The 19,544-nt window shown below is 62.1% G+C and carries 17 protein-coding genes and 1 pseudogene; 13 read left to right on the top strand and 5 right to left on the bottom strand.

All coding sequences use genetic code 11. The annotated features are described in order from the left end of the window. Positions 1-39 precede the first annotated feature (39 nt). The 6 genes from E4Q23_RS15300 to E4Q23_RS15275 all read left to right on the top strand — a co-directional run bounded on the left by E4Q23_RS15300 (position 40) and on the right by E4Q23_RS15275 (position 9,300). On the top strand, positions 40-228 hold the full coding sequence (locus E4Q23_RS15300) for a rubredoxin (protein ID WP_169067439.1): 189 nt from the start codon (positions 40-42) through the stop codon (positions 226-228). Positions 229-354: 126 nt separating this feature from the next. After that, entirely contained in the window at positions 355-714 is a 360-nt protein-coding gene (locus E4Q23_RS15295) for a response regulator (protein WP_211203784.1), read from the top strand. Between the two features lie 14 nt (positions 715-728). Next, complete coding sequence (locus E4Q23_RS15290; protein ID WP_169067437.1) at positions 729-1,091, top strand: response regulator transcription factor; 363 nt, start codon at positions 729-731, stop codon at positions 1,089-1,091. A gap of 14 nt (positions 1,092-1,105) precedes the next feature. Next, the gene (locus tag E4Q23_RS15285) at positions 1,106-1,615 is read left to right on the top strand and encodes a chemotaxis protein CheW (RefSeq protein WP_169067436.1); all 510 of its coding nucleotides are present in this window, start codon (positions 1,106-1,108) and stop codon (positions 1,613-1,615) included. A gap of 73 nt (positions 1,616-1,688) precedes the next feature. Further along, positions 1,689-3,860 carry a methyl-accepting chemotaxis protein gene (locus tag E4Q23_RS15280; protein ID WP_169067435.1) on the top strand — a complete coding sequence of 724 codons (2,172 nt, stop codon included), beginning with the start codon at positions 1,689-1,691 and terminating at the stop codon, positions 3,858-3,860. Between the two features lie 40 nt (positions 3,861-3,900). Next, positions 3,901-9,300 (top strand): Hpt domain-containing protein, encoded by a 5,400-nt coding sequence (locus tag E4Q23_RS15275; RefSeq protein ID WP_169067434.1) that lies wholly within the window; start codon positions 3,901-3,903, stop codon positions 9,298-9,300. Here the strand turns inward: E4Q23_RS15275 and E4Q23_RS15270 are convergent. Continuing rightward, positions 9,278-10,729 carry a cryptochrome/photolyase family protein gene (locus E4Q23_RS15270; protein WP_169067433.1) on the bottom strand — a complete coding sequence of 484 codons (1,452 nt, stop codon included), beginning with the start codon at positions 10,727-10,729 and terminating at the stop codon, positions 9,278-9,280. The genes E4Q23_RS15275 and E4Q23_RS15270 overlap by 23 nt on opposite strands. Positions 10,730-10,773: 44 nt before the next feature. On the opposite strand from E4Q23_RS15270, the gene E4Q23_RS15265 reads away from it, so the two are divergent. The 5 genes from E4Q23_RS15265 to E4Q23_RS15245 all read left to right on the top strand — a co-directional run bounded on the left by E4Q23_RS15265 (position 10,774) and on the right by E4Q23_RS15245 (position 14,566). Continuing rightward, positions 10,774-11,334, top strand: a complete 561-nt coding sequence (locus E4Q23_RS15265; protein WP_169067432.1) for a YqgE/AlgH family protein — start codon at positions 10,774-10,776, stop codon at positions 11,332-11,334. Further along, a complete protein-coding gene (gene ruvX / locus E4Q23_RS15260) occupies positions 11,327-11,770 on the top strand; it encodes a Holliday junction resolvase RuvX (protein ID WP_169067431.1) in 444 nt (147 codons plus the stop codon). The genes E4Q23_RS15265 and ruvX overlap by 8 nt, the downstream gene beginning before the upstream one ends. Positions 11,771-11,850: 80 nt before the next feature. Further along, a complete protein-coding gene (pyrR, locus tag E4Q23_RS15255; RefSeq protein ID WP_211203779.1) occupies positions 11,851-12,357 on the top strand; it encodes a bifunctional pyr operon transcriptional regulator/uracil phosphoribosyltransferase PyrR in 507 nt (168 codons plus the stop codon). Further along, positions 12,350-13,309 carry an aspartate carbamoyltransferase catalytic subunit gene (locus E4Q23_RS15250; RefSeq protein WP_169067430.1) on the top strand — a complete coding sequence of 320 codons (960 nt, stop codon included), beginning with the start codon at positions 12,350-12,352 and terminating at the stop codon, positions 13,307-13,309. The genes pyrR and E4Q23_RS15250 overlap by 8 nt, the downstream gene beginning before the upstream one ends. Positions 13,310-13,312: 3 nt before the next feature. Then, positions 13,313-14,566, top strand: coding sequence for a dihydroorotase (locus tag E4Q23_RS15245; RefSeq protein WP_169067429.1), 1,254 nt, complete (start codon positions 13,313-13,315; stop codon positions 14,564-14,566). Positions 14,567-14,733: 167 nt separating this feature from the next. Here E4Q23_RS15245 and E4Q23_RS15240 read toward each other — a convergent pair whose 3' ends face one another. The 4 genes from E4Q23_RS15240 to E4Q23_RS15225 are packed head-to-tail and all read right to left on the bottom strand — an operon-like array spanning position 14,734 to position 17,068. Beyond that, a complete protein-coding gene (locus tag E4Q23_RS15240; protein WP_169067428.1) occupies positions 14,734-15,024 on the bottom strand; it encodes a DUF167 family protein in 291 nt (96 codons plus the stop codon). A gap of 3 nt (positions 15,025-15,027) precedes the next feature. After that, positions 15,028-15,567, bottom strand: coding sequence for a YggT family protein (locus tag E4Q23_RS15235; RefSeq protein WP_169067427.1), 540 nt, complete (start codon positions 15,565-15,567; stop codon positions 15,028-15,030). Further along, positions 15,567-16,382: a pyrroline-5-carboxylate reductase gene (proC, locus tag E4Q23_RS15230; RefSeq protein ID WP_169067426.1), complete on the bottom strand. Its 816-nt coding sequence runs from the start codon at positions 16,380-16,382 to the stop codon at positions 15,567-15,569. Before proC ends, E4Q23_RS15235 begins: the two co-directional genes overlap by 1 nt. Further along, on the bottom strand, positions 16,379-17,068 hold the full coding sequence (locus E4Q23_RS15225; protein WP_169067425.1) for a YggS family pyridoxal phosphate-dependent enzyme: 690 nt from the start codon (positions 17,066-17,068) through the stop codon (positions 16,379-16,381). The genes proC and E4Q23_RS15225 overlap by 4 nt, the downstream gene beginning before the upstream one ends. A 69-nt stretch (positions 17,069-17,137) precedes the next feature. Between E4Q23_RS15225 and E4Q23_RS15220 the strand changes: the two genes are divergently transcribed. Both E4Q23_RS15220 and E4Q23_RS15215 read left to right on the top strand, forming a co-directional pair. Next, positions 17,138-18,184, top strand: a complete 1,047-nt coding sequence (locus E4Q23_RS15220) for a type IV pilus twitching motility protein PilT (RefSeq protein ID WP_169067424.1) — start codon at positions 17,138-17,140, stop codon at positions 18,182-18,184. A 27-nt stretch (positions 18,185-18,211) separates the two neighbouring features. Beyond that, a pseudogene (locus tag E4Q23_RS15215) lies at positions 18,212-19,349 on the top strand (PilT/PilU family type 4a pilus ATPase). Positions 19,350-19,544: the final 195 nt, after the last annotated feature.

Here is a 19,544-nt window from a genome sequence, read left to right as displayed (position 1 = left end):
GGGTTTTTCGCCGATTCTAACCGAAAACTGACGGTAGCCATGAACACAGCAAACGACCACCACTACCTCACCTGGATGTGCCTCACCTGCGGCTTCATTTATGACGAAGCAGCCGGCCTGCCCGACGAAGGCCTCGCCCCTGGCACTCGCTGGCAGGATGTTCCCATCAACTGGACCTGTCCAGAGTGCGGTGCGCGCAAGGAAGACTTCGAAATGGTCGAGATTTGAAGACAATGCGTTATAGTAATGTCAGCAGGAGATGACGTCCGAACAGCGACGTCCTCAAGATAAAAACCTGACGCACCCTGGAGGAGACAATTGGCTGAAGCGGCAAGCCTGCGCGGCGTCAAGGTCATGGTCATTGACGACAGCAATACCATACGCCGTAGCGCGGAAATTTTCCTTGTCCAGGCCGGCTGCCGGGTGCTGCTGGCAGAGGACGGTTTCGATGCCTTGGCAAAAATCGCGGACCATCAGCCAGAAGTCATTTTCTGTGACATCGTAATGCCGCGACTCGACGGCTACCAGACCTGTGCGCTGATCAAGAAGAACCAGCGTTTCCGCTCCACGCCAGTGATCATGCTGTCATCGAAGGATGGCTTGTTCGACCGTGCGCGCGGCCGCATGGTCGGCTCGGACCAGTATCTGACCAAGCCATTCACCAAAGACAGCCTCCTGCAAGCGGTCGCCACTTTTGCACCGCCGTCAGCCTGAGGAAGCCCAACGCCATGACCATCAAGAAAATTCTCGTCGTTGACGATTCGCCTACCGAGCGCCATGTCATGAAAGCACTACTGACCAGCAGCGGTTATGAGGTCATTACCGCCAACAGTGGCGAAGAGGGAATCGCCAAGGCGAAAAGCGAATTGCCGGACCTGATCCTGATGGACGTGGTCATGCCAGGCCTGAATGGCTACCAGGCAACCCGCACCTTGACACGTGACGAGGCGACTCGCAACATCCCCGTCATCGTGTGCACCACCAAAGGGCAGGAAACCGACAAGATCTGGGGCTTGCGCCAGGGCGCGCAGGATTACCTGGTCAAACCCGTCAACGGCCCCGAGCTGCTGGCCAAAATTGCAGCACTCTGACTGCCAGCAAGCGCATGACCAAAAAGATCAGCCTGCACGATTTTCAGTCTTACCTGGCGGCACGGCTCGCCGGCATGGGCAATCAGAGTTCCGCCGGCTTGTTGGGTATTCAGGCGGGTTCGGACTACTGGCTCCTGGACCTGACCGACTCCGGCGAAATCGTTCCGCTGACCCCGCTGACGAGCGTTCCCTTGACCCAGCCGTGGTTCGCCGGCGTCGCCAATATCCGCGGCAACCTCTACTCGGCAGTCGATCTGTCAGCCTTTCTTGGCAAGGAAGCGACGCCGCAGAATGCGAGTTCGCGCCTGTTGTTGATCGGCACCCGCCACGGCAGCAACGCCGCCTTGCTGGTCACGCGCATGATCGGCCTACGTAACGTCGAAGCCTTGCACCTCGAAGCGTCCGATCCGGCAGCGCCGGCCTGGGCACAGGAGTCATACAGCGACAACGAAGGGCGGCGCTGGAAGAAACTCAAGGTGCGGGAACTGCTGGCCGACGAGGCGTTCATGGACATTGGCGTGTGAGCCACATCCATGAATAAACTCTCCTCGGCTACCATCAGTCACACCGTAGCCACCGTGTAACCGGAGAAGCAATATGACGTTGAAGTCCAAGCTGCCGAGTTTCTTGTCCGGTACGACAGACCCGGCCGGCGAGACCCTGGATGCTCGCACGGTGATGGATGCACACCAGCCGACGAGCGGCGATCAAGGGAAGACCCCATTTCCGCTGCCTGTCCTCGGCCGCTACCCGGTTGCCAAACAACTACAAATTCTTGGCGGCACGCTGCTGCTGGTGATGCTGATCATTGCCGCCGTGGTTTATCGTGACGACCGACAGTCAACCTACGGCACCGCCTACATCGCCACTGCCGCTGACATGGGCATGCTCTCGCAGCGACTGGCCAAGGCATCCAGCCTGGCTTTGCTTGGCGATGCGGCGGCTTTCAAGCAACTCAGGGATTCGCGCGACAGTTTCGTGACCAGCCTCGACCGACTGATCAATGGTGGCGAACTGGGCGCTACACTGGTGCCCGCATCGCCGGCAAGCGTGCACCCGCAGTTGCTGTTCCTGACCGAGGCCTGGAAGAAGACCGACACCAATGCCGGCCGCCTGCTGGAGATGGAGAAAAACCTGATCTCGCTCGGCAAGGACGTCGCCTCGATCAACGACAAGAACCCGCAACTCCTCGACCGCTCGGAGCAGATCGCCGCACTCAAGCTGCAGAACAGTGCCGGCATCCGCGACATAGCCGTCGCCAACCAGCTGGTGATGCTTACTCAGAGGATTGCCAAGAACGCCAATGCACTGCTCGTCGGCGACGCCATCGACGCGGAGGTCGCCTTTCTCCTGGGCAAGGACACGAACACCTTTCGTGACCACATCAATGCCTTGAGCAAAGGCAGCGAGGTGCTGCGCATCAGTGCCACCACCGACGCCGATACCAAGCAGAAGCTCGGCGAACTCGATACCAGTTTCAGCGAATACCGGACTGCCGTTGGCGGCATTCTCGGCAATCTGCAGCGCCTGGTAATTGCCAAGCAGGCAGGTTCGCAGATCTTTCGTGACAGCGAGGAGCTGCTTCATGCCACTGAGCAGCTGGCCCAGGCTTACCAAGCCAACGTCATGAAGCGCACCGGTTACGGCTTCGCTCTCGCCGGCCTGATCGTGCTTGCCATCGGCCTGCTGTTCCTGTTGGCCAGGAGCTATCTTACGGAGAGCAAGCGACAGGCGGAGACCGCCGAACGCAGCCGCCAGGAAACCGAGGCGGTGAACCGCCAGAATCAAGGCGCCATCCTGCGCCTGATGAACGAGCTCGGCGACCTCGCCGACGGCGACCTGACAGTCACCGCGACCGTCTCCGAGGACATCACCGGCGCCATCGCCGACTCCATCAACTACACCATTGAAGAGCTGCGCGTCCTCGTCGGCCGCATCAACGATGCTGCCAGCCGCGTCACCGACGCCACCGGAATGGCGCAACAGACCTCTGCCGAGCTGCTCGCCGCTGCCGAGCGGCAGACCACCGAAATCAAATCGGCCGGTCAGTCGGTGCTGAGCATGTCAACGTCAATGACCAACGTCTCCGGCGATGCCAAGCAGTCGGCTACCGTCGCCCGGCAGTCCTTGGCGGCGGCCGCCAAAGGCACCAAGGCGGTCGAGGACTCGATCAAGGGAATGAACAAGATCCGCGACCAGATTCAGGAAACCTCGAAGCGGATCAAGCGTCTCGGCGAGTCGTCCCAGGAAATCGGTGAAATCGTCGAACTGATCTCGGACATCACCGAGCAGACCAACGTCCTGGCGCTCAACGCCGCCATCCAGGCGGCCTCAGCTGGTGAAGCCGGGCGCGGCTTCACGGTCGTTGCCGAAGAGGTGCAGCGCCTCGCCGAACGTTCGGGCGAAGCGACCAAGCAGATAGGTGCGATCGTCAGGACCATTCAGACCGACACTCAGGACACCGTCTCGGCGATGGAGGAATCGACCCGCGGCGTGGTCGACGGCGCGCGACTGTCGGACGCCGCAGGTCAGGCCCTGGCCAAGATCGGTGAAGTTTCGAGCGAGCTCACGGCCTTGATCGAAACCATCGCCGGCGCCACCCGTCAGCAATCGGAATTGGCCACCAAAGTGGCCCGCAAAATGCAGGACATCCTGCTGGTCACCGGGCAAACGACGGCCGGCACACAAAAAACGGCGACGGCAATTGGCGAGCTGGCCGGTCTGGCGACAGAACTGAAAGGCTCGGTTGCCGGTTTCAAAGTTACTTGAACGCCCGCGGCTATAGACTGGAGTGGAGAACCCTTCCCGGATGAATGCCCAGACGGACTTCGATATCGGCCCGCTGACCTGGGTCAAGAGCGAGATCGACCTCGCGCTGGAGCGTGCCGACAAGGCACTGCATGAGCTTGCGGCAAGCGTGGCCGTCGCCAACGCCGACCTCGGCCAGGTCAGATTCTGTCGTACCCACCTGCACCAGGTGCAGGGCGCGCTGACCATCGTCGGTCTCGACGGCGTCACCCAGTTTACGGAAGCGCTGGAAGCCCTCCTCGAGGCGGTCGAACGTCAGGAGCAGCCGTGCAGCGCAACCCACATCGAGCTGGCACGACGCGCAATGGCCAGCCTTCGTCACTACCTCGATGACCTGATCGGCGGCCAGCCAAACCAAGCCCTTCGCCTGCTACCCGTGTATCGAGAACTGCAGGCGGCGCGCGGACAAGAACGTGTTCTGGCGACCGATCTCTTCTTCCCCGACCTGCGCGTACGCCCCCCCCGTCGTAACGGCAGTAGCCCGAAAATTGGCGGCGGCGAGTTTCACAGTCGCCTGCGGCAGCAGCGCGCTTACTTCCAGCGCGGCCTGCTGTCGTGGTTGCGTGCGCCGCAGAGCGGTGCCGGCGTGCCGGAAATGCTCAACGCCGTCAAACGCATCGATGCCCTCCAGGAACTACCCTCCGCCCGTGCTTTCTGGTGGGTAGCCACCGCCTTCCTGACCGCGCTGGCCGAACGGGCGCTGCCAGCGGATGCCGATGCCAGGCAACTTTGCACGCGCATCGACCTGCAGATTCGGCGACTGCTCGAAGGTTCGAGCAATGTCGCCGAACGTCTGATGCGCGACGCGCTGTATCTGGTCGGCAACGCGGTCAGCAAGCAGCGCGCCGTCAACCGCGTCCAGGAAGCCTACCAGTTGGCCGCGCTGCTGCCCGGTGCGGCGCCCGAAACAGCGGTCGCTGAGGAATCCGTCCGCCGTCGCTTGCGTGAAGCGATCGCCGGCACAGAAGAGTCCTGGAACAAGTTTTGTGCCGGCAGCACGCAGGCACTGCCGACGTTCCGCAGCAACGCCACGGCCTTGGCAGCGGTGGTCGAAGAACTTGGCCAGGCCGACTTTTGCCGCCTGGTTCAGGCCATCGGAGAGGTGGCCGAATTCCTGCTCAAGGCGCCGATAAAGCACAGCGAAGCGCTGGCCATGGAAACGGCTACGGCCATCCTGCTGGCGCTGAATGCGCAGGGAAACATCCAGTACCTGGACGGCAGCTTCACGCACCAGGTCAATGTAATGGTCGATCGGATTCATGGCTGCCTTTCCGGAAAGCCACTGTCACCGGAATCGGAACTGCCATCACTCGACGAAATGTCTCGCCAGGCGCAGGAAAAGCTGTTGATCAGCCAGGTGGCCCGGGAGATCCAGAACAACCTGACGCACGTCGAACAGGTACTCGACGGTTTCTTCCGGGACGTCGACAAAGGCGCCGATCTTGCAGGCCTGGAAACGCCGATGCGACAGGTCATCGGTGCGCTGACCATGATGCGCCACGAGACGGCGGTTGTGGTGCTGAAAAAGTGCGCCGCCGACATCAAGGCTTTCTCCGCAGCAGACTATGTGCCGCTGGAGACCGACTTCGAGCAACTGGCGGAAAAACTGTCGCTGCTTGGCTTTTTCGTCGACGCCCTGCAGCACGGTGCGACGGACTTCGATGCCTTCGTCAGAAAGATGGAGTCCAGCACTGGCCGCGAGGTACTCGTCGAGGAACCCGCAGCGACGGTCGAAAAGGAACTCGAGCAGCAAAAACTCGACGCGCACGCCTTGCTGCAAGCGCTCAAGGAACAACCAGACGATGCCCAGCTGCGCAAGCAAGTCGCCAAACATCTCGCGGCCCTGCAAAAAGACAGCGATCTAGTAGGCGACAAGGACGGCGGACCACAGATCAAGCAACTGCTGTCGGTGCTGGCCGCCGCTGGCGACGCCGGCGCACAGCTCGACGCGACAATGGCCGCGCTCAAGCCGCAAACCACCGAGACACCACTCCCCTCGGCTGAAACGATCCAGCTCTCACAGGCCACTAACGAGGAGTTAGACGCCGAAATCCTGGAAATTTTCCTTGCCGAGGCGGAAGAGGTACTGGCCAGCATCGACCACAACTTCCAGTTGCTGAAGACGCAGCCGCACGAGACGGAGTTGCTGACCGCCATCCGCCGTGCAGTGCATACACTCAAAGGCAGTGGCCGGATGGTTGGACTCAGGGATTTCGGTGAAGCGGCGTGGTCGGTCGAACAGGTTCTCAACCTGTGGCTGCGCCAGGAGCACGAAGTCACGCCAGCGCTCGTCGACCTACTCGGCCAGGGCTACAGCGTCTTTGTCATCTGGGTCGAACATCTGAAGACCGGCAAGGTTCAGGCGCCCGATGCCACGGCAATGATGGCCCTGGCCGCGTCGCTGCTGCGCGCCAGCGAGGACAGCAGCGCCATCGAAACGCCTTTGCCGGAAGCAGCGGCAGAACCCAATGATCGCGCCGGCGATGAACGCAGCCTACGCCAGAGGCTGACCATCACCTCGGCGCTCGCCGAGATTTTCAACGAAGAGGCGGGAGCTCACCTGGCAACGCTGCAGCATGAGTTCACGGTTCTCGAAAGCGACCCACTGGCACCCACCACGCACGAGATGTACCGTGCCGCTCATACGCTGGCCGGCATCGCCGGAACGGTAGGTATCGAGCCAGTGAATCACCTGAGCATGGCCCTCGAACACGCCGTGTCGCGGCGCAACCAGGCGGCCAATCCGGACAGTGTCGGAGCGCTGGAAACGATCCGTCAGGCAATCGCCGGACTGGCCCTGATGCTGACGGACGTCGCCGGCTTCCACGAGCCCGAAGCAGCACCGGTACTGATCGATGCGCTTGCAGCGCTGTACCTGGAGCTGTCCGTCGAAAAACGGGCAGCGCTTGCCGAGGAGGGAGGCGACGCCGGCAGCGGAGACAGCGAAGGCGGTGAAACCAGCGCCGCAGCCCTGGATGGTGAAGTACTGGAGGTCCACGAGCGGGTATCAGCAACGGCCGGACCACAGCTGGCGCCGGTCACGGCAACGCAACCGTCAGCGGCAGCGCTGAGCGGAAGCGGACTCGAGGTCCCGGAAATGCAGGATGAGCTCGACGAGCAGCTCCTGCCGCTATTTCTGGAAGAGGCGCTCGATCTCACCCAGAGCATTGCCACGCAATTGCGCGCCTGGCGCAGCAAGCCTTCCGACAGCGACGCCCTGCGGCGTCTGGCGCGCCTGTTCCACACCCTCAAGGGTAGCGCACGCATGGCCGGCGCGATGAACCTTGGCGAGCTGACGCATGCCATCGAAACGCGCATGGCGGAAGCGCAGCAGGCGGAAAATTCGCCGCTCGAACTGATCGACGACATCGACAACGCTTTCGACGTCATCGTCCAGATTGTCGAACGGCTGCAACGTGGCGAGCTCGGCGACGCCCCGGTCGACGTCCCCGACGAGGCCGTCGGAAAAATTGCCTCGGACGCCGAGTTGGCGTGGACGGCTGCCGACCACGATGCGCCTGCGGAAGCGCCCGAGCAACAGCAGGAAGGCGAAAGCGATGGCGGCGAACAGCGTGCCTTGCTGCGCGTGCGCGCCGACCTGATCGATCGCCTGGTCAATGAAGCCGGCGAACTCTCGATTGCGCGGTCGCGGATCGAAGGCGAAATGCGGGCCATCAAAGGCTCCCTGCTCGACCTCACCGAAAACGTGATCCGTCTGCGCCGGCAATTGCGGGATATCGAACTGCAGGCCGAATTGCAGATGCAGTCACGCACGGCGCTGGCCGATGAACGCCGCCCGATCGATTTCGACCCGCTCGAATTCGACCGCTTCACGCGTTTTCAGGAACTGACCCGGATGATGGCCGAATCGGTCAACGACGTCGCCACCGTGCAACAGAATCTGTTGAAAAACCTCGACGACGCCAATGCGGCCATCCTCGCACAATCGCGTCTGAACCGCGAACTCCAGCAAGAGCTGATGTCGGTGCGCATGGTGCCATTCAGCAGTATTGCCGATCGCCTGTACCGAATTGTCCGCCAGGCCGGCAAGGAACTCGGCAAGCGCGCCAATCTGGAAATCAGTGGTGGCCAGTTGCAGCTCGACCGCACGGTCCTCGACAAGATGCTGGCGCCGCTCGAACACATGCTGCGCAACGCCATCGCCCACGGCCTTGAAAATACGCCGCAGCGTCTGGCCAAGGGCAAGCCGGAAATCGGCGAACTGTCTCTGAAGCTGACGCAGGAAGGAAACGAGGTCATTGTCGCCTTTGCCGATGACGGCGCCGGACTCGACCTGCAGCGCTTGCGCGAGCGCGGCCTGGCCGCTGGCCTGCTCAACGAGGAGCAGGCCGCGGACGAAGCGCAGATCGTGGAGATGATCTTTGCACCAGGCATCTCGACGGCCAGCGGCATCTCGCGCCTGGCCGGGCGCGGCATCGGCATGGATGTCTTGAAGAGTGCCGTCGTCAGCCTTGGCGGCCGCATTGAAGTCCTGTCCACGCCCGACCAGGGGACGACCTTCCGCCTTTATCTGCCACTGACGCTGGCGGTCACCAAGGCCTTGCTGGTGCGCTCCGGCCAGCGCGAGTATGCAATTCCGGCGGCAATGATCGAGCAGGTACTCGACCTCAGGGAAAAGGGGTTGACACGTATTCGCGAGGCCAATGCCGCGCTGTGGAGCGGTAATCCCTATCCCTTCCACTATCTGCCACACCTCCTCGGCGAGCCACAAGCGCTGCCCGAACGGCATAGCCAGTACTGGGTCCTGCTGCTGCGCAGCGGCACCCGCCGCGTAGCGCTACAAGTCGACGAAGTACTGGGCAATCAGGAAGTGGTGGTCAAGAATATCGGACCACAGCTGGCGCGGGTCATCGGCGTGTCGGGAGCGACGGTGCTTGGCAATGGCCAGGTGCTACTGATCCTGAATCCGGTTGCGCTGGCCAGTCGCCCGCGTACGGCGATCCCCGTTTCGCCGCTACCGACGCTACGCCATGCGGCGAGTACCGGCAGTGTCGCCGCCACCCTGCCGACGGTGATGATCGTCGACGACTCGCTGACCGTGCGCAAGATCAGCAGCCGCCTGCTGGCCCGTGAAGGCTACCAGGTGATGACCGCCAAGGATGGCGTCGATGCCCTCGAACAACTGGTGGCGATCGTCCCCGATGTGCTGCTGGTGGACATCGAAATGCCACGCATGGACGGCTTCGAGTTGACGCGCAACGTGCGTGCCGACGAGCGCTTGCGGGGCGTCCCGATTGTCATGATCACCTCGCGGACGGCCGAAAAGCACCGTCACTACGCCTTCGAACTGGGCGTCAATCACTACCTGGGCAAGCCTTATCAGGAAGAGGAGCTGCTGCGCCTGGTAGCCGCACACGTCAGGGAGCAGCGAGGCCCTTGACGACCGCGTAGCGCTGCAGGGTCAACTGCCTGGCCTGCTGATGGTCGACCAGCGGTGCCGGCGTATCGCGTCCGACACGCACTCCGCAAGCAACCTGCTCAGACAGGCTCATCCGCCATGGCGCGTGGATGAAGCGGTCGGGGACGGCAGCCAGTTCCGGCAGGTAGCGGCGAATGAACTTGCCGGCGGGGTCAAAGCGCTCCGACTGCAGCAATGGATTGAAGATCCGGAAATAGGGTTGTGCATCGCAGCCACTCGAGGCCGCCCATTGCCAGCCGCCGTTGTTGGCGGCGAGATCGAAATCATTCAGCTGGGCGGCAAAATAAGCCTCACCGCGCCGCCAGTCGACACCCAAATCCTTGCTCAGAAATGAAGCGGTCAGCATGCGCAGGCGATTGTGCATGTAGCCCGTGCCATTGAGCTGGCGCATCGCGGCATCGACTAGCGGATAGCCGGTACGGCCGGCGCACCAGGCGGCGAAGGCCTGCTCGGCAGGCGGCCCTTGCTCCCAGGTGATGGCCTCGTAGGCCGGTTTGAATGCACGCTCGGCAACCTGCGGGAAGCGATCGAGAATCATGAAGTAGAAGTCGCGCCAGACAAGCTCCGAAAGCCAGGTCGCAGCGCCCTCATGGCCGGGCCGCAAGGCGCCCGCGGCAATCGCTTCGGCGACCAGCTCGCGAATCGAGAGGGTCCCGAAACGCAGGTGGACCGAGAGGTAGGACACCCCTTTCACAGCCGGAAAGTCGCGCTGCTGCCGGTAGCCAGAAATTCGCCCGAGAAAATCGGCCAGCAATTGCCGCGCGCCCGACATCCCCGGAACAAAGCCCAAGGCGCGCAGGTCGGTGGCGGCAAAACCGAGTTCCGCCAACGCAGGCAGCCGCTGCACATTGGGCGGCCTGACCAAGGTCCCGGCACCGCCCTCGCCGGGCTGCACGTCGTCCTCGGTCAGGCGCTTCAGCCAGGCTTTCTTGTACGGGGTAAACACCGTAAACGGTCGCCCAGCCTGGGTCAGCACTTCGTCGCCGTCAAGCACCGCCTGGTCCTTGAAAGACTCGAAGGCGATACCGCTGGCGTTCAAGGCAGCGCTTACCGCGGCATCGCGGCGCTTGGCTTGCGGCTCGTAATCACGATTGGCAAAAACCGCGGCGACGCCGAGCTCGCCAGCCAGCCGGGGGATCTCCTCAACAGCCCAGCCATGGCGTACCAGCAAGCCGCCGCCGCGCCGGCGCAGAGCGGCGTCGAGCTCAAGCAAGGATTCACGAATAAACTCGACGCGTCGGTCGGTGCGCCTGACCAGGGAATCGAGAATTTCGCGATCGAAGAGAAACGCGCAATGGACGCGCCTTCCTCGCCGCAGGGCTTCGCCAAGCGCAACGTGATCAATGTCACGCAGATCGCGCCGAAACCAGACCAGAATGGAATCGAGCATGGATTACCTTTGTGTCCGCCGCCGCCGCCGATTAAAATAAGACCATGAAAAGCATCAACCTCACCGACCATTTTCTCATTGCCATGCCGGCCATGGCAGATCCGTATTTTGCCAGGACCTTGGTCTACATTGCCGAACACAATGCGCGTGGAGCGCTGGGTGTGATCGTCAATCGACCGATCGACATGAGTCTGGGAACGCTGCTCGGCAAAATCGACGTCCCGCTGGCGAGCGAAGGCTTTGCCCAGCTGCCGGTTCTTTTCGGGGGGCCGGTACAGACCGATCGTGGCTTCGTCCTGCACCGACCGCTCGGCCAATGGCAATCGACGCTGGTGATCAACGAGCAGGTCGGCCTCACCAGTTCGCGCGACATACTGCAATCGGTCGCCGAGAAAGGCCAACCGCAGGACTTGATGGTCACCCTCGGCTACTCCGGCTGGTCTGCCGGCCAACTCGAACACGAACTGGCCCAGAACGCGTGGCTGACCGTCGCTGCCGAGCTGCCGATTCTCTTCGACTTGCCCTACGAGGAACGCCTTGCCTCGGCACTGGACCTGTTGGGGGTCAGCCTTACCAACCTTGCCGACCAAGTCGGTCATGCCTGAGAGCAGCGGCCAGGCGACTGGCGCCGTGCTCGCTTTCGACTTTGGAGAAAAACGGATTGGGGTCGCGACGGGCGAGTGGCAAGTACGGCAAGCGCACGCACTGACCACCATTCACGGCGAGGCGAACGCACCGCGCTTCGCCGCCATCGCCACCCTGATCCAGGAATGGCAGCCGCGCTCCCTGGTCGTCGGACGACCCCTGTCGCTCGACGGCGACGAACACGCCATGACCGCTCGCTGCGAACGTTTCGCCAATCAGCTGCGCGGCCGCTTCGGGCTCAGCGTCGACTACGCCGACGAACGGCTTTCATCGGTCGCCGCCCAGGAAAGCCTCCGTTCGGCCGGGCACAACTCGCGCAAGGCCGGCAAGCATCTTGATGCCGTCGCCGCCCAGTTGATCTTGCAGGACTATTTCGACAGCGGTGCGAGCCCCTGATGCAGCAGTCTCCGTAGGCGCCAAAACACGCCTTTTCCGACACCCCTACATGCCTTCACCAGCCCCTGACGAGCAAACAGATGCCAGCCATTGAACTCCCCGACGCCGACGTGCAATGCCGAGAACTCGCTGAACTTATCCGCCCCCGGCTGCGACCGGACACGGTCCTGGTCGGCATTCACAGCGGCGGCGTGTGGGTTGCCCGACGGCTGCGTGATCTGCTCGAACTGAACAACGAGATCGGCCTGATCGATGTCTCCTTCTACCGCGATGATTACGGCGAGAAAGGCCTGCATCCACGCGTCCGGCCGACGTCGATCCCCTTTGATGTCGAAGGCCGGCCGCTGATCCTGGTCGACGACGTGCTATACACCGGACGCACGACACGGGCGGCAATCAACGAACTGTTTGACTACGGTCGACCGGCGAGTATCCAGCTCGCCGTACTGGCCGATCGCGGCCAGCGTCAGCTACCTATTTGCGCCGACTTCTGCACCTGGCAGGTCGATCTCGACCCGACGCAGGAGCTGCTGCTCTCTGCGGATGCCGACGCTCAGCTGCAGTGGAGTCTCGCCGGCAATGCATAACCCACAACTCAACGCCAATGGTGAGCTGACGCACCTGCTGTCCATCGAGGGTTTACCGCGTGAACTGATTCATCAGATCCTCGATACTGCGTCGAGCTTCATCGAAGTCTCGGATCGTGACGTCAAGAAGGTACCCTTGTTGCGTGGCAAGAGCGTCTTCAACGTCTTTTTCGAGAATTCCACGCGCACGCGGACCACTTTCGAAATTGCCGCCAAACGCCTCTCCGCGGACGTCATCAACCTCGACGTGACGCGCTCGTCGACCGCCAAGGGTGAAACCCTGCTCGACACCGTCGACAACCTGATCGCCATGCATGCTGACATGTTTGTCGTACGGCATGCGGCCAGTGGCGCCCCGCACCTGATCACGGAGCATCTGCGCCGCCTCGGACGAAACGACGTGCACGTGGTCAATGCCGGCGACGGACGACACGCCCACCCGACGCAGGGTCTGCTCGACATGTACACCATTCGCCACTACAAGAAGGATTTCAGCAATCTGGTAGTCGCGGTAGTCGGCGACATCCTGCACTCCAGGGTCGCACGCTCGGACATCAACGCGCTGACCACGCTCGGCGCCGCCGAAGTACGTGCCGTGGGACCGAAAACCTTGCTGCCCGCCGCGATCGAAAGAATGGGTGTGCGCGTCTGCCATGACCTGCGTGAAGGGGTGCGTGATTGTGATGTGGTGATCATGCTGCGTCTGCAAAACGAACGCATGAACGGTGCGCTGCTGCCTTCCGCCCGCGAGTACTTCAGCTGTTACGGACTGACGCCAGCGATCCTCGCACTCGCCAAACCGGACGCCATCGTCATGCACCCGGGGCCGATGAACCGGGGCGTGGAAATCGACTCCGACGTCGCCGATGGACCACAGGCGGTAATCCTGCCGCAGGTGACCTTCGGAATCGCCGTGCGCATGGCCGTACTGGGCATTCTGGCAGGGAACTGAACGATGAACAGGCAAAACCTCCACATCCGAAATGCGCGGCTGATCGATCCCAGGAACGGCCTCGATGAGCCGCTCGACCTGTTCGTCAGCGACGCACGCATTGCCGCCATCGGCCAGCCGCCCGCCGGCTTCTCGGCGGACCGCAGCGTCGACGCCAGCGGACTGATCGTCTGCCCTGGCCTGGTCGATCTGTCGACCAGGCTGGGCGGCATCGAACCCGAACTCGCCGCCGCCGTCGCTGGCGGCGTCACCTCGCTGGCCTGCCCGCCGGACACCAAGCCACCGCTCGACGAGCCGGGGCTCATCGAACGCCTGGTACGACGCAGCGAAACGCTTGGTTTGGCGCGCGTCTATCCGATCGGCGCCTTGACGCAGGCCCTGGCAGGCCAGCGGCTTGCAGAAATGAACGGCCTCGCGCGTGCCGGCTGCATTGGCTTCTCGCAGGCCAACCAGCCGATTGACACGCAATTGCTGCTGCGTGCCATGCAGTACGCGGCCACTTTTTCGTACGCGCTGCGCCTGCGACCGCAAGACCAGTTTCTCGCCCGTGATGGCGTTGCCCACGATGGCGAAGTCGCGTCACGGCTGGGGCTGACCGGGATACCCGTGTCGGCGGAAACCGTGGCCATCGCCACGGCGCTGCAACTGGCTTCCGAAACCGGGGTCCGCCTGCATCTTTCGCGTTTGTCCTCGGCTGCCGGCGTCGAACTGGTCCGGGCAGCAAAGCGTTCGCAGCTGCCGGTCAGCTGCGACGTGTCGATCCACCACCTGCATCTTTCGGAAATGGACATCGGCTACTTCGACAGCAACGCTCGCTTCGACCCGCCGCTGCGCGCACAGAGCGACCGTGACGCGCTCCGCGCCGCCGTTCGGGAGGGCCTCGCGGCCATCTGTTCGGACCACACCCCGGTCGATGCAGATGGCAAGCAACTGCCATTCGCCGAGGCCACACCCGGGGCCACCGGCCTGGAGCTCTTGCTGCCACTGACACTGCTGTGGGCGCAACAGGTGCAGCTCCCATTGGCCGAAGCGCTGGCCCGCATCACCTGCGATCCGGCCGAAATCCTCGGCATCGACGGCGGTTCGCTGAGCGTCGGCAGTCGCGCCGACATCTGCATCTTCGACCCTGACGAAGCTTGGCGCGTTAGCCCCGAGGCCTTGCGCAGCCAGGGCAAGAACAGCCCCTACCTGGGTTACGAAATGAGCGGCAGAGTGCGCATGACGCTGGTCGGCGGACGCATCGTTTTCGAGGCTTAGGCGATTGCCGGAAAAGAACATACCAGATTGCGCCGGATTTTCGGTCGGCTTCAAGGCGCGACAACAGGCGCATAGTCGAACTATGTAACTGCTGTCGCAACACAGAAGACGGGCGAAAAGACAAGCAGGATGGTAGGTTTTTTGACAGAAATCGCCTTAAGCGCCGCTCACTGCCCGAGAAGCCGCCGTAGCGTGTCCGCCGACACGCCGCGCAACATCAAGACCTTGCGACGCGAGTTGTGGCCACTCTTCAGCTCGACCAGCGACTTGGCCAGCCCCAGCCGCTGCGCTAAAAATTCGAGCAGCGCGGCATTCGCGCGACCGTCGATCGCAGGCGCCGCCAAGCGGACTTTCAGCGCGTCCCCGTGCAGGCCAATGATTTCGCTACGCTTTGCTGCCGGCTGAACATGGACATTGAGGGTCAGCGTAGCGCCGCTCTCGCGTAGCCAGTCGGCCACCGACTAGAGAAACATCAGCACTAGCTGCGCCAGGACGATGGCGATCAAGGGCGACAGGTCGACCACCCCGATGCGCGGAACGAAACGCTGAATAGGCTCGAGAAAAGGCCTGGTCAGCTGCCCGACAGGCTGGCTCAGAGGCGAATACGGACTGACCCACGACAATACGGCCTGTACCAGCAGGGCACCAATCAGCAGATAGATACTCATGCGCAGGGTAGCCAGCACGCCCTGCCAGAGCAGAATCGGCAGCAGGTCCAGCGCTGACCGGGCTTCGCTCCCGCCCTGTAGTGAAACGACGGCGACGACAAGAACAAGCTGCAGCAGATACGCCGGCAAAAGGCTCGCCAGATCGAGTCCCCACAGGCCGGGCAGCGCTTTGCGCAGAGGCTTGACCAGCCAGTTGGTCAGGTCGACAACGAAAGTGCCGACCTGATTGTTGAACGACACCCGAAAAGCCTGCATGTAAAAGCGCAACAGCAGCGCAACGCTCAGCACACCGGTGACCACCTGCAACAGAAACAAAACCGCCTGCCCCGCCATCAACTATCCTTTCCCAGCAGCACGCCCAGTTCACGACTGCGCGCGTTGGCCGCCTGCACGCCAGCGATGAAGCCTTCCCTGACGCCGCGGTCTTCCATCACTTGCAGGGCGGCTTCGGTCGTTCCGCCTTTCGAGGTGACACGCTCACGTAGCACGGCGGCGGCTTCATCTGACTGCACCGCCAGCTTGGCCGCACCGAGTACCGTTTCGATGGCCAACTGGCGCGCCTGGACTGGCGTCAGACCGAGTTCCGTCGCGGCCTGCTGCAAGGTCTCGATGAACAGGAAGACGTACGCCGGCCCGCTGCCAGAAACCGCGGTAACGGCGTCCATTTGCTCCTCATCGGCCACCCACAGCGTACTGCCGACGGCTTGCAGGATGCGCTCGGCACCCAACCGCTCGGCCATCGAGACCGCCGGCAGCGCGCACAGGCCGGTGATGCCGGCACCGATCAGTGCCGGGGTATTGGGCATCGCGCGCACGATCTTGCTATAGCCGCCGAGCCAGCGAGCAATGTCTGCCAGGCGCAAGCCGGCAGCAATGCTGATAATCAATTGCTGCTTGAGGCGCTTGGGGAGCGTCGCACAGGCAGCGTGCATTTGCTGCGGCTTGACCGATAGCAGCAGCGCATCGCAGTCGAGCGCAGCGGCTGTTGGTGCCTCGTAACAACGTATTCCGTACATCAGGCGCAGCTTGGCGCGCCCCTGCGCACCGACCTCGATAACGGCGATATCGGCGGCCGAGAACCCGGTTTTCACCAAGCCACCGATCAAGGCGTTGGCCATATTGCCGCCACCCAGGAAAGTAATTCTCATGCTTTGTGTCTCTCACCAAAAATCGCGGTACCCACACGCACCAAGGTTGCTCCCTCGGCGATCGCCGCTTCCAGATCGTGCGACATACCCATCGAAAGCGTATCCAGCGCCAGCCCGCCGGCTTGCAGTTGTTCGGACAGTTCACGCAGCATGCGAAACGGACGGCGCTGTTCCAGAAAGACGTCACTGCGCGCAGGAACGGTCATCAGCCCACGCAAGCGCAAGTTTGGCAGCACGCCAACCGCCTGCGCCAAGGCCAAGGCTGCGGCAGGCGAAACCCCGCCCTTGCTGGCCTCGCCACTGACATTCACCTGCAGACAGACCGACAGCGGCGGCAGTGACGCAGGCCTTTGTTCGGAAAGACGTTCGGCAATTCGCAAGCGGTCGATAGAATGCACCCAGTTGAAATTCTCGGCAAGCAAACGGGTCTTGTTACTCTGCACGGCACCGATAAAATGCCAGTCCAGCCCCAGGGAAGCTAGTGCCCCCACTTTCTCGAGACCTTCCCGGACAAAGCTCTCACCAAAAGCAGCCTGCCCGGCAAGTGCCGCCTCACAAACGCACGCAGCAGGCCAGGTCTTGCTGACCGCGAGCAGGCGAACATCGCCAGGGTCACGTCCGTACTGCCGCGCGGCGCTGGCGATTCGCGCGAGAACGGCTTGCAGCTTGGCGGAGAGTAAGGTCATAATCGGGAGCTACGCAGGTTACCGCGAGTATAGCACCGCGCCCCGCCCACCGCCCGAGGACCGAACCGGATGGACATCACCGAACTACTGGCCTTCAGTGTCAAGAACAAGGCTTCCGACCTGCACCTGTCATCGGGCCTGCCGCCAATGATCCGGGTCAATGGCGATGTGCGCCGCATCAACCTGCCGGCGATGGAGCACAAGGACGTCCACGCCAGGGTGTACGACATCATGAGCGACGGCCAGCGCAAACAGTACGAAGAGACGCTGGAATGCGACTTTTCCTTCGAAATCCCGAATCTGGCACGTTTTCGCGTCAACGCCTTCGTACAGAACCGCGGCGCCAGTGCCGTCTTCCGGACGATTCCGTCGAAAGTGCTGACCCTCGAAGAACTCAACTGTCCAAAGATCTTCCAGAGCATCTCCGAGTTTCCCCGTGGCATCGTGCTGGTCACCGGCCCTACCGGCTCAGGCAAATCAACCACCCTGGCGGCGATGGTCAATCATGTCAATGAGAACATGTACGGCCACATCCTGACCGTCGAGGATCCCATCGAGTTCGTTCACCAGTCGAAGAAGTGCCTGATCAACCAGCGCGAAGTCGGACCGCATACGCTGTCATTCCAGAATGCGCTGCGCTCGGCGCTGCGCGAGGACCCGGACGTCATCCTGGTTGGCGAAATGCGCGATCTGGAAACCATCCGCCTGGCACTCTCCGGCGCCGAAACCGGACACCTGGTATTCGCCACACTGCACACATCGAGCGCGGCCAAGACCATCGACCGTATCGTCGACGTCTTCCCGGCTGCCGAGAAGGAAATGGTTCGCTCGATGCTTTCCGAGTCGCTACGCGCGGTGATTTCGCAAACGCTACTGAAGAGCAAGGATGGCCAGGGGCGAGTCGCCGCGCACGAGATCATGCTCGGCACGCCGGCAATCCGCAACCTGATCCGCGAGAACAAGGTGGCGCAGATGTACTCGGCACTACAGACCGGTCAGCAACATGGTATGCAAACGCTTGACCAGAACCTGGTCGAACTCGTCCGGCGCAATATCGTTTCGGCAGTGGAAGCCAAGAGCAAGGCCGCCAACAAAGACACCTTCGCCAACGTCTAGACCCGCTTCGCGAGCAGGAGAGAAAGCATGGAGCACGACCAAGCGCTGAAGTTCATGCACGAACTGCTGCGGCTAATGACGCAGAAGAACGGTTCCGACCTGTTCATCACCGCCCATTTCCCGCCGGCGATCAAGATCGACGGCAAGGTCATGCCGGTATCCAACCAGCCGCTACTGCCGCAGCACTCTGCCGAGCTTGCACGCTCGATCATGAACGACCGTCAAGCGACCGAGTTTGAAGAAAAAAAAGGAATGCAACTTCGCCATTTCACCATCGGGCATCGGTCGCTTTCGCGTCAATGCGCTGGTGCAACAGGGGCGCGTCGCGGTGGTCTGCCGGACGATCAACCTGGTGGTGCCAACCCTGGACGAACTGGCCTTGCCAGCGGTCCTCAAGGACATCTCACTGACCAGCCGCGGCCTGGTCATCTTCATCGGCGGCACCGGCACGGGAAAAACCACGTCACTGGCCGCACTACTTGATCACCGTAACTGCAATAGCTATGGCCATATCATCACCATAGAAGACCCGATCGAGTTTGTGCACGAGCACAAGAAGTGCATCGTCACGCAACGCGAAATCGGCGTTGACACCGACTCCTGGGAAGTGGCGCTGAAGAACACCCTGCGGCAGGCACCGAACGTGATCATGATGGGCGAAATCAGAGACCGGGAGACCATGAACTACGCCGTTGCTTTCGCTGAGACCGGGCACCTCTGCCTGGCCACGCTACATGCCAACAGCAGTAATCAGGCGCTCGACCGGATCATCAACTTTTTCCCCGAAGAGCGCCGTCACCAGTTGTTGATGGACCTTTCCCTGAATCTGCGTGCGCTGGTCTCGCAGCGCCTGCTGCCGAAGAAGGACGGCAAGGGACGAGTACCAGCAATCGAGGTGCTGCTGAACTCGCCGTTGATCTCCGACCTGATCTTCAAGGGACAGGTGCACGAGATCAAGGAGGTCATGAAGCGCTCGCGCGAACTGGGCATGCAGACCTTCGACCAGGCGCTGTTCGATCTCTACGAAGGCGGTCAGATCAACTATCAGGACGCCTTGCGCAACGCGGACTCGCTCAACGATCTACGCCTGCAGATCAAGTTGCACGGCAAGGAATCGCAAGACCGCGACCTCACCGCCGGCATCGGCCATCTGGATATCGTCTAACGGTCATGACAATGCATACACCTCAGATCATGAAAGTCATGACCGTTTTCCCTCTTCCCCGACCCTTCTCCCGCGAGGGAGAAGGGAGCTTCGTGAGTCGCTTGCGCGACTTTCACATTAACGGTCATGACACGTGGAGACACCCCAAATCATGAAAGTCATGACCGTTTCCCTCTTCCCCTGCCCCTTCTCCCG

It is taken from the genome of Candidatus Accumulibacter phosphatis, assembly GCF_012939955.1.
Lineage (GTDB): Bacteria > Pseudomonadota > Gammaproteobacteria > Burkholderiales > Rhodocyclaceae > Accumulibacter > Accumulibacter delftensis.
This window is presented reverse-complemented; position numbering and strand designations above follow the sequence as displayed.